The sequence below is a fragment of the Leeia speluncae genome, assembly GCF_020564625.1.
GTDB lineage: Bacteria > Pseudomonadota > Gammaproteobacteria > Burkholderiales > Leeiaceae > Leeia > Leeia speluncae.
The window spans coordinates 205,946-228,111 of the sequence record NZ_JAJBZT010000003.1 but is presented as its reverse complement, the minus strand read 5'-3'; the positions used below and the strand labels follow the sequence as shown (position 1 = coordinate 228,111).

Genomic DNA, 22,166 nt, shown 5'->3' with positions numbered 1-22,166 from the left:
TCTGTTGGGTTGATGCTATACAGACTTTGTTAAATCAACTTAAATCGCACCCTTCTGGCAAAAACTGCAATAAATAGTGGTTTTCAAAGACAGGCAGCCATATTGAAACTGCCTGCAAGGATTATCAAAAAGCAATCCAGTCTGAAGTTAATCAGGAACCCGTTTTGATACCCGGGCTGGCGGGTAGGATAAGGGTTCTGTGCCTGTTCGTGAGGGGAAAAATGGACAGACAGCAGTGGTTGGACGGCACGCTATATCGCCGACATTTTGAGCAGGACAGTTGTGGCTTTGGCCTGATTGCCAATTTAGACGACACACCAAGCCATTGGCTGGTGAAAACAGCGATTGAATCATTGGCGCGCTTGACGCACCGTGGTGCGGTTGCTGCGGATGGTCTGTCTGGTGACGGCTGTGGTTTACTGTTTAAAAAACCAAGTGCCTTCCTTCGTGAAGTTGCGGGTGCCTGTGGTTTTCCATTAGCAGATAATTACGCTGCCGGTTTGGTCTTTCTAAGTGCCGATGCGGAGATTGCAGAGCAATCTCGCCAGATCCTGAAAACCGAACTAGCTGGCCAAGGTTTATTGGTAGCAGGCTTCCGCTCTGTACCAACTAACCCGATTGCACTTGGCGAATATGCCAAGGCAACGCTGCCAACCATTGAACAAGTATTTGTAAACTGCCCAGCTGTGATGACACCTGACGTGTTTGAGCGTCGCTTGTACATTGCACGCCGTCGCGCAGAAAAAGCAGCGAAACCTGCTGACAAATCATTCTATATTCCAACCCTATCTGGCAAAGTGATTAGCTATAAGGGCTTGGTCACACCAGAAAACCTGCCGGTATTTTACCCAGACTTGCAAGACGCACGCTTCTTGTCATCTTTGGCGGTTTTCCACCAGCGCTTCTCTACCAATACTTGGCCAGAGTGGCGTCTAGCACAGCCATTCCGCATGATGGCGCACAACGGTGAAATTAACACCGTTCAAGGTAACCGTTCTTGGGCGCGTTCACGCGAACAAGTAATGAAGTCTGCGCTGATTCCAAACATGGATGATATCCGCCCAGTGGTTAGCACGGACGGTTCTGACTCTATGTCGATGGATAACCTATTAGAAGCATTGGTGATGGGCGGTATTCCGCTATTCCGCGCCTTGCGTCTAATGGTGCCGCCAGCATGGCAAAACGTGGATAGCATGGACAAAGATCTTCGTGCTTACTACGAATACACTTCTATGCAGATGGAGCCATGGGATGGCCCAGCGGGTATCGTATTAACCGATGGCCGTTACGCCGCCTGTATGCTAGACCGTAACGGTCTGCGTCCTGCACGTTATGTCGTGACCAAAGATCGCCACTTAACCATTTCTTCAGAAGTGGGTGTATGGCCATATGCGCCAGAAGACGTGGTGGAAAAAGGCCGCGTTCGCCCAGGTCAAATTTTTGCAGCTGACTTGGAAACAGGTGAGCTACTGCGTTCAAACGATATTGATAACCAAATCAAAGACGCAGCGCCATTCCGCAAATGGGTAAAAGAGAACGCGCGTTACATCGAAACCGCGATGAACGAAGACGGTCTTGGCCCCGTGATGGACAAAAAAGAGCGTTTGGCCTATCAGAAGCAATTCCAACTAACGTTTGAAGAGCGTGATCAAGTGATCCGTGTCTTGGCGGAAGATGGTCAAGAGGCCGTGGGCTCGATGGGGGATGATACGCCTATGGCGGTGTTGTCTCAGAAAATCCGTTCGCCATTTGATTACTTGCGTCAGCAATTTGCGCAGGTAACCAACCCACCAATCGACCCGATTCGTGAGTCGGTGGTGATGTCGTTGAACACCGTTTTTGGCCCAGAGCGCAATATTTTTGAGCAAAGCCCAGACCATGCGAAACGTTTGGAAATTCGTTCGCCAATTCTGAGCCACGCGAAGTACGAAGCGCTAATGAACTTAAATGATTCGAACTACAAATCAGTGAAGTTCGATATCACTTACAACCCACAAGAATCTACGCTAAAAGCAGCACTAGATAAGCTGGTTGCGGACGTATTGGCTGCAGCTCGTGCGGGAGGGGTGATTCTAACGCTAACAGACCGTAACATTAGCAAAACTCGCTTGCCTATCCATGCGTTATTTGCTGTGGGTGCGGTGCATGCCGCGCTAATTAACGCAGGTCTTCGTACCAAGACAAACTTGGTTGTAGAGACCGCTGCAGCGCGTGATCCACACCACTTTGCTTGTTTGATTGGTGCGGGTGTTTCTGCTATTTATCCATACTTGGCTTACCAGACTGTACAAGAGTTGCTAGAAACTCAGCAGATCAGCGGTAACATCAATGATCTACTTTCTTACTACCGTAAAGGTATTAACAAAGGGTTGTTGAAAGTCTTGTCTAAAATGGGTATTTCAACCATCGCTAGTTACCGTGGTGCTGGCTTATTTGAAGCCGTTGGTATCCATGAAGAAGTGATGGAAGTTTGCTTGCCAAACACAGAGAGCCGTTTGTCTGGTGCTAACTTCGCTGACTTTGAAGATGATATGAAAGCATTGGCACGCCAAGCGTGGAACCCAATGCGTCCAATCTCTCAAGGTGGTTTGCTGAAGTATGTGTTCGGTGAGGAATATCACGCTTACAACCCAGATGTGATTACTTGGTTGCAAAAAGCGGTACAAAATACCGATTACGATGCGTATCGTAAGTATGCCGATCTTGTGAATAACCGCCCAGTGGCGATGTTCCGTGACATGCTAAAACTGAAAACAGTAGATGGCATTTCGCTAGAAGACGTTGAGCCAGTAGAAGAAATCCGTAAGCGTTTCGACTCTGCAGGGATGTCGCTAGGTGCGCTATCTCCTGAAGCCCACGAAGCACTTGCTGAAGCGATGAACCGCATTGGTGGTCGCTCTAACTCGGGTGAAGGTGGTGAAGACCCTTCTCGTTACGGCACAATCCGTAACTCGAAAATCAAGCAAGTGGCAACAGGCCGCTTTGGTGTGACACCACATTACTTGGTGAATGCAGAAGTGCTACAGATTAAAGTAGCGCAGGGTGCAAAACCGGGTGAAGGTGGTCAGTTACCGGGTGACAAAGTAAGCCCGCTAATTGCACGTTTACGTTGCTCTAAACCTGGCATTCCGTTGATTTCACCTCCGCCGCATCACGATATTTACTCGATCGAAGATTTGGCGCAGCTGATTTTTGACTTGAAACAGGTTAACCCACAGGCCTTGGTGTCTGTGAAGCTAGTGGCTGAACCAGGTGTTGGTACGGTGGCAGCCGGTGTTGCCAAAGCGTATGCCGACTTGATTACCATCTCTGGTTACGACGGTGGTACAGGTGCATCACCACTGACTTCTGTGAAGTACGCTGGTACGCCATGGGAACTAGGTTTAGCAGAAGCACAACAAGTGTTGCGTGCAAACGGCTTGCGTGGTCGCGTTCGTATGCAAACTGACGGTGGTTTAAAAACAGGTCTAGATGTGGTGAAAGCCGCTATTTTAGGTGCAGAAAGCTTCGGTTTTGGTACCGGCCCAATGGTTGCCTTGGGATGTAAATACCTACGTATTTGTCACCTAAACAACTGTGCAACGGGTGTGGCTACGCAAGAAGTAAAATTGCGTACAAAGCACTTCATCGGTATCCCAGAAATGGTGATCAACTATTTCACTTTCATCGCGCAAGAAACCCGCGAGTGGATGGCGAAATTAGGTGTATCTAAACTAGAAGAGCTCATTGGCCGTCTAGACCTACTGGAAGTGCTAGAAGGTGAATCCGAGCGTCAAAAACGCCTGGATCTAAATGCGTTGGTGGGTGGTCGTGATATTCCAGCTACTGAACCACGTTTCTGCGTAGAAGCATCTAACCCATCTTTCGATAAAGGTGAGTTGGCTGAGCAGATGGTGGTGGATGCACAATTGGCACTACAACATAAAACTCACCAAGAGTTGTTCTACCCAATTAAGAACACCAACCGTTCGATTGGCGCACGTTTGTCAGGTGAAATTGCTCGTCGTTGGGGCGTAAGTGGCTTGCCAGAAGGCACGTTACATGTTCGCTTTAAAGGTAGTGCAGGTCAGTCATTTGGTGTTTGGAACGCCAATGGTCTAGATCTAACCCTAGAAGGCGATGCAAACGACTACGTTGGTAAGGGTATGAACGGTGGCCGTATTGTGATTGCTCCGCCACCTGGTTCAACTTTCAAGTCTCACGAGTCTGTGATTGTGGGTAACACTTGTTTGTATGGTGCGACAGGCGGTAAGTTGTACGCAGCAGGTATCGCTGGTGAGCGTTTTGCCGTACGTAACTCTGGTGCATTCGCGATTGTAGAAGGTGCCGGTGAACACTGTTGCGAATACATGACCGGTGGTTGTGTGATCGTCCTAGGTGAAACGGGTGGTAACTTCGGTGCGGGTATGACCGGCGGCTTCGCCTTGGTATACGATGAAAACGACAAAATCGTTCGTCGTTATAACAACGAGCTAGTCGACATTCAGTTGATCACTAGCGAAGCGTACGGGCATGTTCGTCAATTCTTGCGTGATCGTATTGAAGAGCACGTTGAATTAACAGGCTCTGCACGTGGTCGGGAAATTCTGGATGACTTTGCCGATGCAATTGGTAAGTTCTGGTTGGTAAAACCAAAAGCAGCGAAGTTGGAAAGTCTGCTGAAGGACTAATTGCGTGAAATGGAGGGGAAACCCTCCATCTCTGAAAAGTTATCGAAAAGATTTGAGGCGTATCATGGCTGACGTATTTCAGTTTTTGAATCTTGGCAGAAACCCGGGCGAGAAAAAACCGGCAGAATCGCGCAAGATTGAGTTTAGAGAAATTTATCAACCACTAAGCAAAGAGCAAGCTGTTGAGCAAGCTGGCCGTTGCTTGGGTTGTGGTAACCCATACTGCGAATGGGAATGCCCTGTTCACAACTTTATTCCTAACTGGCTAAAGCTAGTCAAAGAAGGCAAGTTGTTCGAAGCGGCAGAAATATCGCACAAAACCAACTCTTTGCCAGAGATTTGTGGTCGTGTTTGTCCGCAAGATCGTCTGTGTGAAGGTTCTTGTACCCTGAATGAAGACTTTGGTGCCGTTACCATTGGCTCGATCGAAAAGTACATTACAGACGAAGCCTACAAAGCAGGCTGGCGTCCAGATATGTCTGAAGTGGTTTGGACAAGCAAAAAAGTCGCCGTCATTGGTGCTGGCCCTGCTGGTTTGGCCTGTGCAGACGTTTTGGTACGTAACGGTGTGAAACCTGTTGTGTTTGATCGCTACGAAGAAATTGGTGGTCTGCTAACTTTCGGTATTCCAGAATTCAAACTGGAAAAAGAAGTGGTGCAACGTCGTCGTAAGATCATGGAAGAAATGGGTGTTGAGTTCCGCCTAAACACCGATATTGGCCGTGACATTAGTATTGACGAACTACTGCGTAATTACGATGCCGTCTTTATGGGTATGGGTGCGTATAAGTATATGAAGGGTGGTTTTGATGGTGAAAACCTACCTGGCGTACTAGAAGCATTGCCATTCTTGATCTCTAACGTGCGCAACACCATGGGTACGTTAAAGGATGGCGAAGAGTTCCTAGATATGGCAGGTAAGCGCGTTGTGGTACTTGGCGGTGGTGATACCGCAATGGATTGTAACCGTACCTCTATCCGTCAAGGCGCAGAGAGCGTGATTTGTGCTTACCGCCGTGACGAAGAAAACATGCCTGGTTCTAAGCGCGAAGTCGCAAACGCGAAAGAAGAGGGCGTGCAATTCTTGTGGAACCGCCAACCAGTTGGCGTGGTAGAACACGAAGGCGCGTTGGGCGTGAAGCTAGTCACTACTCGCTTGGGCGAACCGGATGCAAAAGGCCGTCGCTCCCCAGAAGTGGTGCCTGGTTCAGAAGAAATTGTACCTACGGATGTTGTGATTGTTGCGTTTGGTTTCCAAACCGAACCAGATAGCTGGTTTGAAGCACAAGGCATCAAAACAGATGACCGTGGCCGTACCGTTGCTCCAGCAACACAAGCATTTAAACACCAAACCACCAACCCGAAAATTTTCGCGGGCGGTGACCAGGTGCGCGGTGCAGACTTGGTGGTACGTGCAGTATTTGAAGGCCGCCAAGCAGCCGAAGGCATCTTGTCTTACTTGAACGTTTGGTAAGGTAAGCAATACTACCTAAAGGTCGTATTGATAAACAAAACGGCAGAAGAGCAATCTTCTGCCGTTTTGTTTTGTGCGGTTGTACTAGCAATAAAAAATGGCGACCTACTTGGCCGCCATTTTTTTCACTTCGCAATCTTACGATTCGCTAAAGTCCATTTCTGGCGGCTCTTGTTTAAAACCTTTTGTTAAATAGGCCAGATAAACTACGCCTACCGCCAACCAACCAAGACCTAACTTGATGGCATGTCCATCCAAGCTAACCAATAACCATAAATCGGCAACAGCACCAAGTGCGGGGATAAGCAGAAAGCGAATAAAGTCACGTGGAGATGGTTCTGTTCTGCGAATATAAAAGCGCGCAATCACAGAAATGTTCACGCTAGTGAATGCCAAGAACGCACCAAAGTTAATGAATGAAACGGATGTGCTGACATCCATGGTCAGTGCGAGTAATGCAACAACGCCACATAAAACAATGTTAAAAGCCGGTGTTTGGAATTTATTATGTAATTTACCAAACAAACCTTTTGGTAACACACCATCACGTCCCATTGCATAGATTAAGCGAGAGGCACTGGCTTGCGCAGACAATCCAGAAGCAAATTGACCAATGATTAGACCAATCAGGAAGATTGAGACAAAAATGTCACCACCAATATTTTTGGCGATTTCAGACGCCGCCGCATCTGGTGATTGATAGTTTAAACCTGGGTGAGCTAAACCCACAAAGAATGAAGTCACAATAAATATACCACCACCAAACAAGGTAACCAACATAATGGCTTTTGGGATGGTTTTCTTCGGGTGAACGGTTTCTTCTGTTAGCGTGGTCACCGCATCAAAGCCAAGAAAAGAGTAACAAGCAATCGCCGCACCGGCCATTACTAATGAAAGCTGTACTTTTGGCTGATAAAACGGAGATAGATCAAAGAAAGACTTGGTCGCATCACCGGCTACATAGTGAATAGCAAGTAACACAAAGGCGATTAAAACCAGCATTTGCGTCAACATCATTAGGTAGTTGATGGTGTTCGCAAACTTAATGCCAGCAATATTAATGCAGGTAGTCACCACGATAAAACCGATAATCCAAACTGACATTTGCACATTGGGGAAGGCGCTATTTAGGTACACTGCGCCAAATAGCCAGATCACCATCGGTAAAAATAGATAATCTAATAAAACCGCCCAGCCCACCAGAAAACCTAGTTTCGGGTTAATTGCTTTACGCGCATAGGTATAAGCAGAACCAGCAACTGGGTACTCTGCCGCCATTTTTCCATAACTATATGCCGTCATTAGCATGGCGATTAATGCGAGTGCATATGCACCGGCAGTTACCCCTTGGGTGGTGGTCGCCATAAGGCCATATGTACCTAATACAATAATTGGGGTCATGTAGGCTAAGCCAAACAAGACCACCGAACTTAACGTCAACGATCGTTTTAAACCACTCATTACTCTCTCCCTAAACAATGTAGTGACTTCACTACATCCAAAAAGCACCCTCCTCAGGGCGCAATTTCACACAAACAACTTATTCAGAAATTACAAATGCGCGTTGACCTTCGTTACCTTCTACTAGCGTTCCTACTTGCTGAATACGGCGAAGCGCAAGGTATTGGTAATCTGTACGGCTTTTCTCAACGAAAGCCATATCTAAAGAAACCTGAGCAAAGCTTTCTTCGCGCCCTAAAGCCGTAATGACTTCACCAAATGGGTTGACGACAGCGCTTTCTCCCGCAAACACTAAATCGCCACCGGTACCGCAACGGTTCACCATCACTGCAAAGATTTGGTTTTCCATCGCACGCGCGGTAATTAGTACGCGGTGAACCGGGCCATAAGGGTCCATATTGCCGTTTGTGACTAAGAGTAGTTCCGCTCCTTGTGCGGCGAGGGCGCGCGCGGTTTCTGGGAATTCAATGTCAAAGCAAATCAAAATGCCAACCCGAATTCCTTTCCACATGCCGGTTACTAGCTGGTTACCCGGCTCAAATACGCCAATATCCGATGCCCATAAGTGAGTTTTACGGTATTTCAGGTGAATACCTTCTGGCGACATTAAGACCGTGGTGTTGTAAAAGTGGCCGTCTTCTACCTCTGCAAATCCTAGTGCAACAGAAATTTGTTTTTTATTAATCGCGGCTTGCACAGCTGCAAGGGTCGGGCCATCTTCGGTTTCAGCAACAGAAGCGACTTGTTCTGCTGTTGGAAAACCCATCAAGCAAGTTTCTGGAAAGACAATCAGGTCTGTCTCCGCTGCTGCAGACTCGATAATCGACAACACCTTGGCTAGATTGGGTTGAGTAACACCATCTTCCGAACTAATTTGGGCTAATTGAATATTCACGTGTCACGCTCCGAAAGCACGTTGATCTAATACCGAGATTTGCATCAAGTAATACAGAGTATTTGATGAATCTCTTTATAATGTGGATGAATCAGTAATGTCAGCAAGTATAGGTTTAGAAAAAATATTTAGACATTACGCATTAGGGGTAACCTTTGGGGGGTATAGGGATGCTGTCATTGGATAATTTTGTGTGGCACCGCGCGGTTGGTGTGGTGATCGAGTCCTTAGATCAAGACGATTTTTGGCTTAAATTGACCCGCGTATTATCTGATTATGTGCATTTTGATAGCTGGGTCGCATTAGTTTTTACAGATCACTCTCCTCCAAACGTATTAGCAGAGATGCCAATGGATGACGGTTTGGCTGATCCGTTATTTGAAGATTATCTCAATGGCCTTTATGTATTAGATCCGTTCTTTATCGCGTCCAGAGAAAATCGTAAAGAAGGTTTGGTGCGGCTAGACGATGTGGCACCGGATCGATTCAAAGCGACTGAGTACTACCAACGGTATTTTCGCTTAAATATTGTGGAAGACGAACTGCAAATTAATTGCTTGCTACCAAATGAAGCGACCTTGTGCTTATCGCTAGGTTCGCATCAGCGAATTCCGCCGACCGCACTCAGTCTGTTAGAGATATTGTCACAATGGTTAATCCCTTTATTACGGCAGCGTTGGCATTTCGAGCAAATTAAAGCTAACACGGTCTTATCTGGTTCTCGCCCGGCCACTAAAGAGCGAGTCTCTGCATTAGTGAATGCTAAATTCAACTTGGGCAATAGTACGCTCACCACAAGAGAACTAGAAATTAGTCGATTAATGTTAAGCGGCTTTTCTTCGAAAGGGATTGCTTCTCGCTTAGGAATTGCGACAGAAACCGTCAAAGTGCATCGTAAACACTTATATTCAAAGTTGGGCATTAATTCACAGTCCGAATTGTTTTCTCTCTTTTTGCGAGAAACTGTTTCAGATGTTGGGGTAGGGGAATAAACTAGATTGAATAGAATAGATCGGCAATCGAAGGTTGCTCTGGCATAATATGCGCCGTATGAAACCTCGATATCGACAAGCTGCTAATACCTACTCACTGTCTGATCCTGTTTGGACACAGGCAAGAGTCATTGCTTCACCACTTGCGTGGCGATGGCTAAGTTCAGCGGGTTCACTTACCTGGCGTTTAAAACAATTAAGCCCCAATTTTGCGGTCACCCTGATGAAGTCCGGGCATGGCTTTGTCTTGCCGGATGAATGGGCGTCAATTGCATTGCCCAAAAGGCAACAGGTCTGGCAGAGAGATGTTTGCCTAACGCTAGATGATGAGCCAATGGTAGTCGCCCACAGTATCACTTCTCTCACTGGCGTGAAGCAAGTTTGGAAATCGCTGTATACGCTAGCAAGAAGACCGCTTGCGGAAGTGTTGTTCACAGACCCTAGCGTACTTCGCTTACCGTTATCTTATGCGCGCATTAACCCATTTCATCCGCTATATCAGCAAGTCAAGCAAATCGACAAGCATTTGTCCGAGCCACTGTGGGCACGACGCTCTATTTTTGTTCGTAACAATACACCGCTAATGGTGACAGAGATATTTTTACCTGCTTTATGGAAAAGGATTTATCGCAGCCATGACGCTTAGCAATAAATTACACGCTTATGCGAGACTTGTTCGTTTAGATAAGCCGATTGGCTCACTCCTCTTGATGTGGCCAACCCTATGGGCGTTATGGTTAGCAAGTGCAGGGCGCCCAGACCCAATGTTGGTAGTAATCTTCATGGTGGGAACCGTTCTGATGCGTTCTGCTGGTTGTGCTGTCAATGATTGGGCGGATCGGGATTTTGATGGCCACGTAGAACGTACCGCAAAGCGTCCCATCGTATCTGGCGAGGTCTCTCCAAAAGAAGCCATTGTGGTGGCAGTTGTTTTGGCGCTCATGGCGCTATTAATTGCACTTCCTCTCCCAACATTATCCTTGCTAATGACTATTCCAGCAGCCATTTTGGCTGGTACATATCCCTTTTTTAAACGGTTCTTTGCGATTCCTCAGGCCTATTTAGGGATTGCTTTTGGTTTTGGTATCCCGATGGCGTATGCGGCAATTGTTGGTGAGGTGCCCGCTATTGCATGGTGGTTATTAGTCGCTAACGTATTATGGACAATTGCTTACGATACTGAATACGCCATGGTGGATCGAAACGATGATATTCGTATCGGCATTAAAACGTCAGCGCTCACTTTTGGACGATTTGACGTCGCAATCATCATGCTCTGCTACGCCATTGCATTAGCAATTTTGGTGGCGGTTGGGATGGTGCACCACTTAGGCATGATCTATTACGGTGGATTGGTTGTTGCGGGTTTGATTGCGGTGTATCACTATTTCTTAATCCGAACCAGAGAACGTGCCAAATGCTTCAAGGCCTTTTTGCATAACAACTGGTTTGGCTTGGCTGTGTTTGTTGGGATATTAGGTCAATTAATGTGACAAAACAGTTTGCTAGCTAAAGGTTTGATCATTTTCTGTCTCCGCGTTTTTGAAATTTGACTTGAGTCAATTTTCGTACTCGCTGAGGTGTGGACAATTGCTCCGTGTTAAATGAAGTGATTACATGTGGAGTAAAAAAATGAATTGCAAACTTTTGTCAGCGGTTTTAGTTACCGGGTTGTGTGCATCTCTTGCTGTAAAAGCTGAAGATGAAGGTAATTGGATGATTCGTGCAAGGGCAGTGAATTTAGATATGGCCCAAAAGTCTGATCCAGTTTCAGGAACAGGTGCAAGCAACCGCCTTACTGTAAATAACAAAGTAATTCCAGAGTTGGATGTTAGCTATTTCTTTACACCAAACATTGCTGCAGAATTAGTGTTGACAGTACCTCAGAAGCAAAATGTATATCTGGATGGTGACAAAATCGGTACGTTTAAGCATCTACCTCCAACCTTGCTAGCTCAGTATCATTTTAATCCTGAAGGTAATTTCCGTCCGTACGTTGGTGCCGGTGTTAACTATACTTTGATTAGTAAAGAACAGATCGCTAACGGGGCTTATCACTTAGATAACCACAGTACCGGACTTGCTCTTCAAGTAGGTTTTGATTATAAACTGGGTAAAAACGTTTACTTGAATGTGGATTTGAAAAAACTCCGCCTTCGTAGCGATGTGCTAGATAGTTCTAATCAGAAAGTTTCACGCGTGAAGCTTGATCCAGTCTTGTTTGGTATTGGTATTGGATATCGTTTCTAAGTGATGTAGCTATATCCGCTCATTGAGTTGGCGTATTGAACAGAGGCTGATTTATCAGCCTCTGTTTTTTTGTAATTAGCCCTTGCTAGGAGCAAGTACTAATGCTTCGCCTTCAAGCACAATCGTTTCACCCACCTTACAAACAGTTGCTAGGGTCACTCGTTTTTTTGCTAAATCAATCGCGGTAACCGTTGCCCGGGTAATGACTGTATCGCCAGGGCGAACTGGCGCCTTAAACTTTAAGCTTTGGCTCATGTAAATACTGCCAGGTCCTGGTAGACGAGTGCCAATAACGGCTGAAATTTGACCGGCAGTTAACATGCCGTGTGCAATGCGGCCTTTAAACATGGTGGCTTCTGCATATTGTTGATTCAGGTGAGCAGGGTTGGTGTCGCCACTGACGCCGGCATACATCACAATATCTGCATCGGTAATGGTGCGACCAATTTCTGCAAATTGACCCACTTCCATCTCTTCAATGTAAACACAATCTTGCGACATCCTAAAACTCCTTGAGGTTAAGGTATTGAGTTGCAAATATCATAAGCGGCAATGCCAGAATTTGGAATCAGAGCATGTTAGAAAGACTTCGCTACTTTGGCTCTCTTTGATACACATCATATTTGCAGTGTTAGGTAAAACGGTTGTATTTATTGTATGATACATTAAATTGCGGAACCTTATTCCGCATTGCAGAATTAAATGGGTGCAATAAGGGGCGCCTATTAAAATTCATCATGCAAATTGGTATTCATGATGAACTTTGTCGTTAATTCACGGCGATTGGCTTAACGCATATAGTTAAGCCTGTTAAAATATAAAGTTATCGAATTCACTTTTAGGCTGAAATGCACTTGTGTTCAGCCAAATTAGTTGGCTACAAAGTGTTTTATGCCAACTACTACTAATTAACTCTTCATGCCAGCAGGAGGCGTATGAAAGTCCTAGTCGCAGTTAAGCGCGTTGTGGATTACAACGTCAAGGTACGTGTAAAAACCGACGGTAGTGATGTTGATATTGCTAACGTAAAAATGTCGATGAACCCTTTTGATGAAATTGCGGTAGAAGAAGCAATTCGTTTAAAAGAAGCAGGCAAGGCAACTGAAGTTGTCGCTGTGTCTTTGGGTGTGACGCAATGCCAAGAAACGCTACGCACTGCTTTGGCTATGGGTGCTGACCGTGGCATTTTGGTTGAGACAGATCAAAAGCTAGAGCCATTAGCCGTCGCAAAGTTACTAAAAGCGGTGATCGAGAAAGAGCAACCTCAATTAGTGATTCTTGGTAAGCAAGCGATTGATGACGACGCAAACCAGACTGGTCAAATGTTGGCTGCGCTAACCGGCTTCCCGCAAGGTACATTTGCTTCAAAAGTCGAAGTGAATGGCGACGCGTTAACCGTGACTCGAGAAATTGACGGCGGTCTAGAAACGATTGAAATTAGTTTGCCAGCGGTGATCACTACCGACTTGCGCCTAAATGAGCCGCGCTTTATCAAATTGCCAAATATTATGGCAGCAAAGAAAAAGCCAATCGAAACCACGACGCCAGCCGCTTTAAACGTAGATGTTGCTCCACGCATTACAGTGGTCAAAATGGCTGAGCCTGCGGCACGTGCTGCAGGTAAAAAAGTGGCTAGTGTTGCAGAACTAGTTGAAAAACTCCGTACTGAAGCAAAGGTGCTGTCATGAGCGTATTAGTCATTGCAGAACACGATAATAAAGAATTAAAAGTTGCTACCCTAAAAACTATCGCTGCAGCTCGCAAAGTGGGTGCCGATGTTCACGTATTGGTTGCAGGGTTTCAATGCGCAACCGTAGCAGAAGCTGCAGCAAAAGCAACTGGCGTAGCAAAAGTGCTAGTGGCTGACGCAGAAGTGTATGCGCATCAATTGGCTGAAAACATGGGTAGCCTAATTGCGTCGCTCGCTAAAGCGTATGAGGCTGTATTGGCGCCAGCAACCACTGCGGGTAAAAACTATCTGCCACGCGCAGCAGCATTGTGTGATGTTTCAATGGTTTCTGACATTGTTGCTGTTGAATCCGCAGATACTTTTGTGCGTCCAATTTATGCGGGTAACGTATTAGCTACCGTAAAAAGTAACGATCCAATCAAGTTTGTTACTGTGCGCCCAACTGCATTTGATGCAGATGTTAGTAACACCGGTTCAGCAAGTATTGAAGCTGTAGCAGCGACCGCAGACAGTGGCAAGTCTAAGTTTGTAAATGCAGAAATGGCAAAGTACGATCGTCCAGAATTAGCGACCGCACGAGTGGTGGTGTCTGGTGGTCGCGCATTGGCGTCTGCAGAAAACTTCAATGCAGTGTTAACACCGCTTGCAGATAAACTAAGTGCCGCATTAGGTGCCTCACGCGCGGCGGTGGATGCTGGTTACGCGCCAAACGATTATCAAGTAGGCCAAACAGGCAAAGTGGTTGCGCCTGAAATTTACTTTGCGGTGGGTATCTCTGGTGCAATTCAGCACATTGCAGGTATGTCTGCTAGTAAAGTCATTGTTGCGATCAACAAAGATGAAGAAGCACCAATTTTCCAAGTGGCAGATTACGGTATTGTGGGTGATTTATTTACCGTTGTGCCAGAGTTGGTGAAAGCACTGTAAGTAATTTTTGTTCGCGTGCACAAATAAATAAGGCTGCCTAGGCAGCCTTATTTATTTTCTGGTTTACATTTCGTTTCCGAAAACTAGAGATATCGCGATCAAGCGTCTTTTGCAAATGTAATTTGCGCATGCCCGTTTGCTCTGGCGTGGTAAAGTGCTCTATCTGCGCGGACAACCAAGGCTTGAACACGTTCTTGGCCGCCCATTTGTGCAATGCCACCAGAAATAGAGATGGTGACTTTTTCGTTTTGAACATACATAGACGAGCGTTGCAGAATCAATTGCAAGCGGTCTAAAACAAATTTGGCACCTTTCAGATCGGTTTCAGGAAGAATGAGTAAAAATTCTTCATCCCCATATCTCACCATGCTGTCAGAATCCCTCATGACAGATCGGCTAATGGTGACGAGGTGTTGCAAAATTTTTCCTGATAGGTCAATGCCAAAGTTGGCTTTGTAATCATTAAAACTATCGACCGATAGTAGGCAAATGGTCAAGCGCCCTTTGTTCTGCTGAGCTTTTAACACTTCTCTTGCTAGTGTTTTATCCATGCCCAAACGGTTTTGTGCGCCAGTCAATTGATCGTGATGAATCCCGTGCTGGGTTTCTTCAATTTCTTGCTGCAATGTCTGTAAAGATTGGCGAGTTTCATTTAGCTCGACTCGAGAGCTTTCCACCGTCAAATGCATCGATCGAGTGGTTTCCAGTATAGAGCCTAACAACGACATGATCTGCTGTTTCTCTTCTATTTCACTTAAGTGTTCAATCGATTGAGAAATACTCTGGTTTGAGCCGCCTAAGTACTGAATCAGATTTAGCGTGGTGGACGATGCTGAATTAACTACTTCATGTAATTGCCCGACAAAAGCCTCATCAATACCTGCATTTTTTTCGGCTGCAGGCGGCGTGTCGCCGGTCACTTCATAATAGAAGCGGGCGTAATTTTCTGGTGTCGGTGGCAAAGCCTGTTCGGCTAAGCGAATCAGTGCAATGCGCGCAATATCGGCTGGAGATGCTGGCATATTATCTTTTTAGCATATCTGCAAAAAATGTACAGAAATAACCCGCCATTTCAATTGTAAAGATTCTTGAATGGCAGCATGTTTTGTTTTTATGGGCTTCGCCTTTTATCAGGCAGGGGCAGCATAAACGAGGAGGTCGCTCCCTGCAAGCCAATTGGTAGAAATCTGAAGAACATTGTCGAGTTGCTGTCATGCAAATCGGATGCTAGTTATAATAGCTACGATTACACGCCTAAACGTAGTGACTAAGTGCGGGGGTGTTTAGTGCTCCGTTGTTGGCGTTCCCTCTTTATTTAATATAAGCAACCAACTATTAAATCTATGCATATTCATATTTTAGGTATTTGCGGCACGTTTATGGGCGGTATTGCCGCATTGGCAAAGTCGGCAGGACATCGGGTGACTGGGTGTGATGCCGGAGTCTACCCTCCAATGAGTACGCAGTTAGAACAATTGGGGATTGAATTAATTGAAGGTTTTCATTCTGACCAGTTAAATCTCAATGCCGATCTATATGTGGTAGGAAACGTCGTCTCTCGTGGTAATCCGCTAATGGAAGCCATTATGGACCGTGGCCTGCCATATATTTCTGGCCCGCAATGGTTGGGTGAGAATATTCTGAGAGATAAATGGGTGCTAGCTGTTGCCGGTACGCACGGCAAAACCACTACCAGTTCCATCTTGGCCTGGTTGTTAGAGTATGCAGGTTTAAACCCAAGCTTCTTAATTGGTGGTGTACCAGAAAACTTTGGCGTATCTGCTCGTTTAACCGATAGCCCATTTTTTGTCATTGAAGCGGATGAATACGACACAGCGTTTTTTGATAAGCGCTCAAAATTTGTGCACTACCGCCCACGCACTGCCATCCTTAATAATCTAGAGTTTGATCACGCAGATATATTTAATGACATTGCTGCTATTGAAACCCAATTTCACCACTTGGTAAGAACCGTACCGGCTAGTGGTCGATTGGTCGTGAATGGTAAAGAAGCATCGCTTGAGCGTGTGTTACAAAGAGGTTGCTGGTCAGAGGTGGAAACCTTTGGCGCGGACAATAGCCTTTGGCAAGCCGGCGAGCAAACGGAATGTAATGGTTTCGAAGTAAAAGTAGGTGGTGCACTACACGGTAATGTTAGTTGGGAATTGCTCGGTGAACATAACCGAAATAATGCATTGGCTGCGTTAGCGGCTGCTAGGCATGTGGGTGTGACGGTTACAGATGGTATTGCTGCGCTAGCTAGTTTTCAAAACGTCAAACGTCGTATGGAAGTAAAAGGCTGCGTAAACGGCATTACCGTGTATGACGATTTTGCCCATCATCCCACTGCCATTGAAACCACCATTGCTGGCTTGAAACATAAAGTTGGTGATGCGCGCATTTTAGCTGTGCTTGAGCCGCGTTCTAACACCATGAAACTAGGTACGTTAAAAGACCAATTGGCGAGTAGTTTAACGGTTGCAGATAAAGTCTTTTGCTACGCAGCCAATCTAGGGTGGGATGCCGCTGGTTCTCTAAGCGCGCTAGGGGATAAGGCGAGTACCTTTGAAGAACTCGATACGCTAGTGCGGGCGGTAGTGGCAGAAGCTAAAGCGAATGACCATATTTTGGTGATGAGTAATGGCGGTTTTGGTGGTGTGCATGGAATGTTGCTCTCCGCATTGGTGGCGGAAAAATAACTCGTAGTGTTTTTTGGGGGGTAAAAGAGTTTGGTAAATCACTTGTTTTGGGTTGTGCTGATTATAAAATAAGCATGACAAGTGGTTTTGTTGCAAAACCGCCACAGAAAGGCAACGAAATGACGAAGGGCTGTGTTTGATACTTGGCTTTTTTGCTACACCTGCGTTTTAATAGTCTCGTGGTTTTGAAATTGGTGTCGCTAAAGACATCGATATACGTCAATCAAACTCAACGGAGTTTTATCAAATGAAAAAACTGATCGCAGTTGCAGTTCTTAGCGCTTTCGCAGCTCCAGCTTTTGCTGACAGCGGCAACGTAACTATTTCTGGTTCTGTTCAAGGCGCATACCAGCACGATAACAAAGCATACGACGGTACAGCTGCTCAAAACCGTATCAATGGTCGTTTCGAATTGACTTTCTCTGGTACTGAAGACCTAGGCAATGGTTTGTCTACAGTATGGGGTGCAACAACACGTACCGGTCTAGGTACAACTACTGGCGAAGGCTCTAAAGAGTCTGGCGCATTCGCAGGTAAAGAAGTTTACGTTGGTCTAAAGAGCGCTTCTTTCGGTCAAGTTCGTCTAGGTAAAGATCTAGACAACTACAATGACGGAAAACACAGTGGCTTCACATACTATAACTACGGCGGCGATTTCTTCGGCCGTACTGATGTATATAATGATTTTGGTTCTTCTAATGGTACAGACTCTCGTAACAACGTAGTTCGTTACGATCTACCAGCATTCGGTAATTTGACAGCTTCTGTTCGCTACAACATGGGCGAAAACAAAACTGCATCTGTTAAAGCATCTAAAGGTTACACCGTACGTGCTGACTACGATACCGAATCTTGGGATCTAGGTGGTGCTTACAACTTGCAAAAAGGTAACTCTACCTCTGCAGGTGACAACTCTGCTAAAGTTACTCAATACAGCTTGACTGGTGCTTACCGTTTCGGTAACGGCCTAGAAATCGCTGGTGAATACGAGCGTACTAAGAAATCTGAAACCAATGCTTCTTACGTTGCTAAGAAAGAATCTATGTTGTATGTTAACTATACAACTGGCAAGCTAGGTTTCGGTGGTGAAGTTGGTCGCGTTAAGAACTACAACTACGATTCAGCTAAAAAACAAACTCTATACGGTTTGTATGCTCACTACAGCCTAAGCAAGCGTACTACTGCATTTGCTGAGTTGGTATCTTCTAAAGTTACCGATCAAGATCGTGCACGTAGCTTTGCTATCGGTATGAAACACTCTTTCTAATCTGTTAGTTATCTAATAGTTTAGTCAGTGAAAAAACCGCCTTCGGGCGGTTTTTTCTATTTGTGGTTTTGTTATTGTTGATTCGTTTGACTGTCAATAGATTGTCATTCTTGCGTCACGGTGTTGTCATGTTTACCTGCTTAGATAGTGGGTATGAATACACCGAACGATGCTTACTTATTATCTTCTCCTGAGCAACCTGCTAACGTTGCTTCTGCCCCTTCCTCATTACATTTCCGATCTATTTTTATTTCTGATATTCATTTGGGGACCGCTGGTTGCCAAGCGAAGTTCTTATTGGATTTTCTAAAGCATACTGAATCTGAACATCTCTATCTGGTTGGCGATATTGTCGATGGTTGGGCGTTGAAGCGGAATTGGTATTGGCATCAGACGCATAATGATGTTGTTCAGAAAGTGCTAAGAAAAGCCCGTAAAGGGACTAAGGTGGTGTTTATTCCGGGGAATCATGATGAATGTGTCCGGCACTTTTTAGGGCTTACCTTTGGCGATATTCAGATTGCAGATGAGGTCGTGCATGAAATGGCTGATGGGCGAAAGCTATTGGTACTGCATGGTGATTTGTTTGATGGGGTGATTCAGTGTGCCAAATGGTTGGCTTATGTAGGAGACCAAGCATATGAATTTACGTTGAAACTTAACCGTTGGTTGAATCAGGTTCGTGGACGAATGGGGTTGGGGTATTGGTCGCTATCTCAGTACCTGAAGCATAAGGTAAAGAAGGCCGTCAATTTTGTGACTCAGTTTGAAGAGGCGGTTGCCGCGGAAGCACGGCAGCGGGGATTGGATGGGGTGGTATGTGGCCATATTCATAAGGCTGAGCTGCGGGAAATTGGCGGCGTGATATATGCCAATGATGGGGATTGGGTAGAAAGTCTAACCGCGTTAGTGGAAACCTTTGAAGGTGAATTACAGATTATTAGTTGGCAAGTGCCGGGTGGGCAAATACTAGAAAGGCTGCCGGCAGTCGTGGCGAGTAAGCATTCATAAAAGCGATCGTGATTTTACGATCGCTTTTTTTATATCTAACAATCACCTAAACGGAATATACATGAAGATTTTAATTGTCACGGATGCTTGGTTGCCACAGGTAAATGGGGTGGTGCGTACTTTAGAATACACGGCGGCCGATTTAGAAAAGTGGGGCCATGAGGTGGAGTTTTTGACTCCGCAAGGGTTTAAAACGATGCCAATGCCAACGTATCCGGATATTCGATTGTCGCTGTTCCCGTACCGAAAGGTAAAAGCCTTTATCGAAGAATTAAAGCCAGAGGCGATTCATATTGCAACAGAAGGCCCATTGGGTATGGCTGCAAGAAAGTGGTGCTTGCAGCAAAATGTGCCATTTACCACCGCTTATCACTCGCGCTTCCCGGAGTATGTTCAGTTACGCACGGGTTTGCCATTGTCGGTAAGCTATGCTTGGTTGCGCCGCTTTCATGGTGCGGCTCGTCATGTGATGGTGCCAACGCCGGTGGTGAGGAAAGATTTAGAAGCCCAAGGCTTTACGAATGTCGCGACATGGTCTCATGGGGTGGATTTAAATCGTTTTCATCCTGAGGGGGAAAAGAATGCTTTGCCGGGTGAGCCGCCAGTGTTCTTGTATGTGGGGCGTGTGGCGGTAGAGAAGAATTTAGATGCCTTTTTGTCCTTAGATTTGCCAGGTTGCAAATGGGTGGCAGGTGTTGGCCCTGCGCGAGAGCGGTTGATGAAAGAATACCCTGAAGTAAATTGGCTAGGGGTATTAGATAGTGTGCAACTCGCTGCTGCTTACCGTAGTGCGAGTGTGTTTGTGTTCCCGAGTAAAACAGATACCTTTGGTTTGGTGATGTTAGAAGCCATGGCCTGTGGCTGCCCTGTGGCTGCTTATCCTGTTACTGGGCCTCTAGATGTGATTGGTGACTCTGATGCTGGTGTGATGGAAGAGGATTTAAAGTTGGCTTGTTTAAAAGCCTTGGTAATTGACCGTGCGACGCCTAGATTGTACGCAGAGCAATTTGCTTGGGAAAAAGCGAGTGAGCAGTTCTTGTCTTGGTTGTGCCAAATTGTTTGGGAGGGTAGTAAACCGTATGAGAAGACGAAACAATTGGCGATTGCATGAATAGTTGATTGTCATTTAAATGTCGTTTAAAGACAAGTAATTTTCCATCTAAACCCAAAGTTTGATCTGGATCAAGCTTTGGGTTTTTGCATTTTTAACCGTGTTGGTAATTTTAAAAAGTACTTATTTTTCAATTGGATGTATGCGTATGAATAAAATGTGAAAAAAGTTTGACCAAATTTATAGGTTTACCTATTGATACGTCGAAATCCCTTTTTAGCATGTCGAAAAAACGTTAATCCGACATGCAAGAAAGCCCGAATATTGCGCCCATGTTCTGCACGTTTGTTTTCATTTAATTGCACATGGGGTGAGAGTCATGGGAATGCGCGAAATTGCTGTAAAAAATGCTGAAGTTGCTGACAAAGTACGTGAACTAGTCAACAACCGTAAACCAGGCTATAGCTTGGATGCTCCTTTCTACGCTAGCCAAGAAGTCTTTGATATTGATATGAAAGAAATCTTTGGTAAGCACTGGATCTATGTTGGTGTTTCTCCAGATGTACCAGAAGCTGGTGACTATATGACCGTGAAAATTGGTGAGCAGCCAATTCTGATTGTTCGCGGTGAAGACAATGAAATTCGCGCGTTCCATAACGTTTGTCGCCACCGTGGCGCACGTGTATGTAGCGGTGCAAAAGGTTCTACCGGTAACTTAGTATGCCCTTACCACCAGTGGACATATAACACACAAGGTAACTTGCTATTTGCTGAGCACATGGGCGAAGGTTTCAACCCACAGCACCATAGCCTAAAACCAGTTCATTTAAAAAATGTAGCCGGTATGTTGTTTATCTGCTTGGCTGAAAATCCACCAGCAGACTTCGATGACTTGGTCGCTACTATGACCCCGTACATTGCACCACACCAAGTAGAAAACACAAAAGTTGCTGCTCAGATCGATATTATCGAAGAAGGCAACTGGAAGTTGACCATGGAAAACAACCGTGAGTGCTACCACTGTACTGGTAACCACCCAGAGTTGACGATTTCCTTGTTTGCTTACAGCTACGGTTTCGCACCTAGCGAAGGCACTGACCCAGGTGCTGAAGCTTACGACAAGATGATTGCTCAGCGCCATGCAGAGTGGGAAGCAATGGGCTTGCCATCTAAAGAAGTTGAGCGTCTAGATTGCGCGATTAGTGGTTTCCGTACACAGCGTATGCCACTAGACAAGGCTGGTCAGGCTCAAACCATGACGACTGAATCTGCATGTAAAAAATTATTGGCTGACTTTACCGATTCTGCATTGGGTGGCTTGTCTTTCTGGACACAACCAAACAGCTGGCACCATTTCATGGCGGACCACATTGTGACCTTCTGTGTCTTGCCAATTAGCCCAGGTAAAACATTGGTTCGTACTAAGTGGTTAGTGAACAAAGATGCAGTAGAAGGTGTGGATTACACCGTAGAAAACCTAACACACGTTTGGAAACAAACCAACGACCAAGATCGTTTGTTGGTGGAAGAGTCTCAGCGCGGTGTAGTGAGCGATGCTTACGAGCCAGGTCCATACTCTCCATACACTGAAACATTGGTTGAGAAGTTCTCTGCTTGGTATGTTGGCCGTTTGAAAGCTAACTTAGGCTAAGTAGTAAAAGGGAGGCTTGCCTCCTTTTAAAGAAAAAATTGGTTCAACAGCATGCCCTATGAATAATTTGCCTACTGGCAGATGCTTTGTAGGGCTTGTTGTTTTAAAACCTTCGTCGTATTTAGAGG

17 protein-coding genes are annotated in these 22,166 nt (G+C 45.7%); 13 read left to right on the top strand and 4 right to left on the bottom strand.

The window, feature by feature from the left end; all coding sequences use genetic code 11:
* Window positions 1-221: 221 nt before the first annotated feature.
* Window positions 222-4,670: a glutamate synthase large subunit gene (gltB, locus tag LIN78_RS06990; protein WP_227179911.1), complete on the top strand. Its 4,449-nt coding sequence runs from the start codon at window positions 222-224 to the stop codon at window positions 4,668-4,670.
* Window positions 4,671-4,734: 64 nt separating this feature from the next.
* The gene (locus tag LIN78_RS06985; protein WP_264474534.1) at window positions 4,735-6,144 is read left to right on the top strand and encodes a glutamate synthase small subunit GltD family protein; all 1,410 of its coding nucleotides are present in this window, start codon (window positions 4,735-4,737) and stop codon (window positions 6,142-6,144) included.
* Between the two features lie 138 nt (window positions 6,145-6,282).
* On the opposite strand, the gene LIN78_RS06980 is transcribed toward LIN78_RS06985, so the two are convergent.
* Window positions 6,283-7,605, bottom strand: a complete 1,323-nt coding sequence (locus LIN78_RS06980; RefSeq protein WP_227179909.1) for an APC family permease — start codon at window positions 7,603-7,605, stop codon at window positions 6,283-6,285.
* Window positions 7,606-7,684: 79 nt separating this feature from the next.
* Entirely contained in the window at window positions 7,685-8,500 is an 816-nt protein-coding gene (locus LIN78_RS06975; protein WP_227179907.1) for a carbon-nitrogen hydrolase family protein, read from the bottom strand.
* Between the two features lie 170 nt (window positions 8,501-8,670).
* Between LIN78_RS06975 and LIN78_RS06970 the strand changes: the two genes are divergently transcribed.
* The 4 genes from LIN78_RS06970 to LIN78_RS06955 all read left to right on the top strand — a co-directional run bounded on the left by LIN78_RS06970 (window position 8,671) and on the right by LIN78_RS06955 (window position 11,742).
* Window positions 8,671-9,492 (top strand): helix-turn-helix transcriptional regulator, encoded by an 822-nt coding sequence (locus LIN78_RS06970; protein ID WP_227179905.1) that lies wholly within the window; start codon window positions 8,671-8,673, stop codon window positions 9,490-9,492.
* A 49-nt stretch (window positions 9,493-9,541) separates the two neighbouring features.
* Window positions 9,542-10,138 (top strand): chorismate--pyruvate lyase family protein, encoded by a 597-nt coding sequence (locus LIN78_RS06965; RefSeq protein ID WP_227179903.1) that lies wholly within the window; start codon window positions 9,542-9,544, stop codon window positions 10,136-10,138.
* Window positions 10,128-10,985 carry a 4-hydroxybenzoate octaprenyltransferase gene (gene ubiA / locus LIN78_RS06960; RefSeq protein ID WP_227179901.1) on the top strand — a complete coding sequence of 286 codons (858 nt, stop codon included), beginning with the start codon at window positions 10,128-10,130 and terminating at the stop codon, window positions 10,983-10,985. The genes LIN78_RS06965 and ubiA overlap by 11 nt, the downstream gene beginning before the upstream one ends.
* A 139-nt stretch (window positions 10,986-11,124) precedes the next feature.
* The gene (locus LIN78_RS06955) at window positions 11,125-11,742 is read left to right on the top strand and encodes an OmpW/AlkL family protein (RefSeq protein WP_227179900.1); all 618 of its coding nucleotides are present in this window, start codon (window positions 11,125-11,127) and stop codon (window positions 11,740-11,742) included.
* A gap of 75 nt (window positions 11,743-11,817) precedes the next feature.
* Here the strand turns inward: LIN78_RS06955 and LIN78_RS06950 are convergent, their stop codons facing one another.
* Complete coding sequence (locus tag LIN78_RS06950) at window positions 11,818-12,243, bottom strand: MaoC family dehydratase (RefSeq protein ID WP_227179898.1); 426 nt, start codon at window positions 12,241-12,243, stop codon at window positions 11,818-11,820.
* A gap of 434 nt (window positions 12,244-12,677) precedes the next feature.
* Between LIN78_RS06950 and LIN78_RS06945 the strand changes: the two genes are divergently transcribed.
* Window positions 12,678-13,430, top strand: a complete 753-nt coding sequence (locus LIN78_RS06945) for an electron transfer flavoprotein subunit beta/FixA family protein (RefSeq protein WP_227179896.1) — start codon at window positions 12,678-12,680, stop codon at window positions 13,428-13,430.
* A complete protein-coding gene (locus LIN78_RS06940) occupies window positions 13,427-14,359 on the top strand; it encodes an electron transfer flavoprotein subunit alpha/FixB family protein (RefSeq protein WP_227179895.1) in 933 nt (310 codons plus the stop codon). Before LIN78_RS06945 ends, LIN78_RS06940 begins: the two co-directional genes overlap by 4 nt.
* Before the next feature lie 98 nt (window positions 14,360-14,457).
* Here LIN78_RS06940 and LIN78_RS06935 read toward each other — a convergent pair whose 3' ends face one another.
* The gene (locus LIN78_RS06935; RefSeq protein WP_227179893.1) at window positions 14,458-15,381 is read right to left on the bottom strand and encodes a GGDEF domain-containing protein; all 924 of its coding nucleotides are present in this window, start codon (window positions 15,379-15,381) and stop codon (window positions 14,458-14,460) included.
* 321 nt (window positions 15,382-15,702) lie between these two features.
* On the opposite strand from LIN78_RS06935, the gene mpl reads away from it, so the two are divergent.
* The 5 genes from mpl (at window position 15,703) to LIN78_RS06910 (ending at window position 22,038) form a co-directional block, all read left to right on the top strand.
* On the top strand, window positions 15,703-17,058 hold the full coding sequence (gene mpl, locus LIN78_RS06930; protein ID WP_227179891.1) for a UDP-N-acetylmuramate:L-alanyl-gamma-D-glutamyl-meso-diaminopimelate ligase: 1,356 nt from the start codon (window positions 15,703-15,705) through the stop codon (window positions 17,056-17,058).
* 247 nt (window positions 17,059-17,305) lie between these two features.
* Complete coding sequence (locus LIN78_RS06925) at window positions 17,306-18,325, top strand: porin (RefSeq protein ID WP_227179888.1); 1,020 nt, start codon at window positions 17,306-17,308, stop codon at window positions 18,323-18,325.
* Between the two features lie 153 nt (window positions 18,326-18,478).
* Window positions 18,479-19,336: a UDP-2,3-diacylglucosamine diphosphatase gene (locus tag LIN78_RS06920; RefSeq protein WP_227179886.1), complete on the top strand. Its 858-nt coding sequence runs from the start codon at window positions 18,479-18,481 to the stop codon at window positions 19,334-19,336.
* Between the two features lie 61 nt (window positions 19,337-19,397).
* Window positions 19,398-20,447: a glycosyltransferase family 4 protein gene (locus LIN78_RS06915; RefSeq protein WP_227179883.1), complete on the top strand. Its 1,050-nt coding sequence runs from the start codon at window positions 19,398-19,400 to the stop codon at window positions 20,445-20,447.
* A 325-nt stretch (window positions 20,448-20,772) separates the two neighbouring features.
* Window positions 20,773-22,038, top strand: a complete 1,266-nt coding sequence (locus tag LIN78_RS06910) for an aromatic ring-hydroxylating oxygenase subunit alpha (protein WP_227179882.1) — start codon at window positions 20,773-20,775, stop codon at window positions 22,036-22,038.
* The last annotated feature ends 128 nt before the right edge of the window (window positions 22,039-22,166 follow it).

Bases quoted from the DNA above. Each gene is read 5' to 3' on its own strand.
- LIN78_RS06940 (WP_227179895.1), top strand. From the start codon at position 13,427: ATGAGCGTATTAGTCATTGCAGAACACGATAATAAAGAATTAAAAGTT.
- gltB (WP_227179911.1), top strand. From the start codon at position 222: ATGGACAGACAGCAGTGGTTGGACGGCACGCTATATCGCCGACATTTT.
- LIN78_RS06925 (WP_227179888.1), top strand. From the start codon at position 17,306: ATGAAAAAACTGATCGCAGTTGCAGTTCTTAGCGCTTTCGCAGCTCCA.
- LIN78_RS06910 (WP_227179882.1), top strand. From the start codon at position 20,773: ATGCGCGAAATTGCTGTAAAAAATGCTGAAGTTGCTGACAAAGTACGT.
- LIN78_RS06920 (WP_227179886.1), top strand. From the start codon at position 18,479: ATGAATACACCGAACGATGCTTACTTATTATCTTCTCCTGAGCAACCT.
- LIN78_RS06955 (WP_227179900.1), top strand. From the start codon at position 11,125: ATGAATTGCAAACTTTTGTCAGCGGTTTTAGTTACCGGGTTGTGTGCA.
- LIN78_RS06935 (WP_227179893.1), bottom strand. From the start codon at position 15,381: ATGCCAGCATCTCCAGCCGATATTGCGCGCATTGCACTGATTCGCTTA.
- LIN78_RS06965 (WP_227179903.1), top strand. From the start codon at position 9,542: ATGCGCCGTATGAAACCTCGATATCGACAAGCTGCTAATACCTACTCA.
- LIN78_RS06945 (WP_227179896.1), top strand. From the start codon at position 12,678: ATGAAAGTCCTAGTCGCAGTTAAGCGCGTTGTGGATTACAACGTCAAG.
- LIN78_RS06970 (WP_227179905.1), top strand. From the start codon at position 8,671: ATGCTGTCATTGGATAATTTTGTGTGGCACCGCGCGGTTGGTGTGGTG.
- mpl (WP_227179891.1), top strand. From the start codon at position 15,703: ATGCATATTCATATTTTAGGTATTTGCGGCACGTTTATGGGCGGTATT.
- LIN78_RS06980 (WP_227179909.1), bottom strand. From the start codon at position 7,605: ATGAGTGGTTTAAAACGATCGTTGACGTTAAGTTCGGTGGTCTTGTTT.
- LIN78_RS06915 (WP_227179883.1), top strand. From the start codon at position 19,398: ATGAAGATTTTAATTGTCACGGATGCTTGGTTGCCACAGGTAAATGGG.
- LIN78_RS06950 (WP_227179898.1), bottom strand. From the start codon at position 12,243: ATGTCGCAAGATTGTGTTTACATTGAAGAGATGGAAGTGGGTCAATTT.
- ubiA (WP_227179901.1), top strand. From the start codon at position 10,128: ATGACGCTTAGCAATAAATTACACGCTTATGCGAGACTTGTTCGTTTA.
- LIN78_RS06985 (WP_264474534.1), top strand. From the start codon at position 4,735: ATGGCTGACGTATTTCAGTTTTTGAATCTTGGCAGAAACCCGGGCGAG.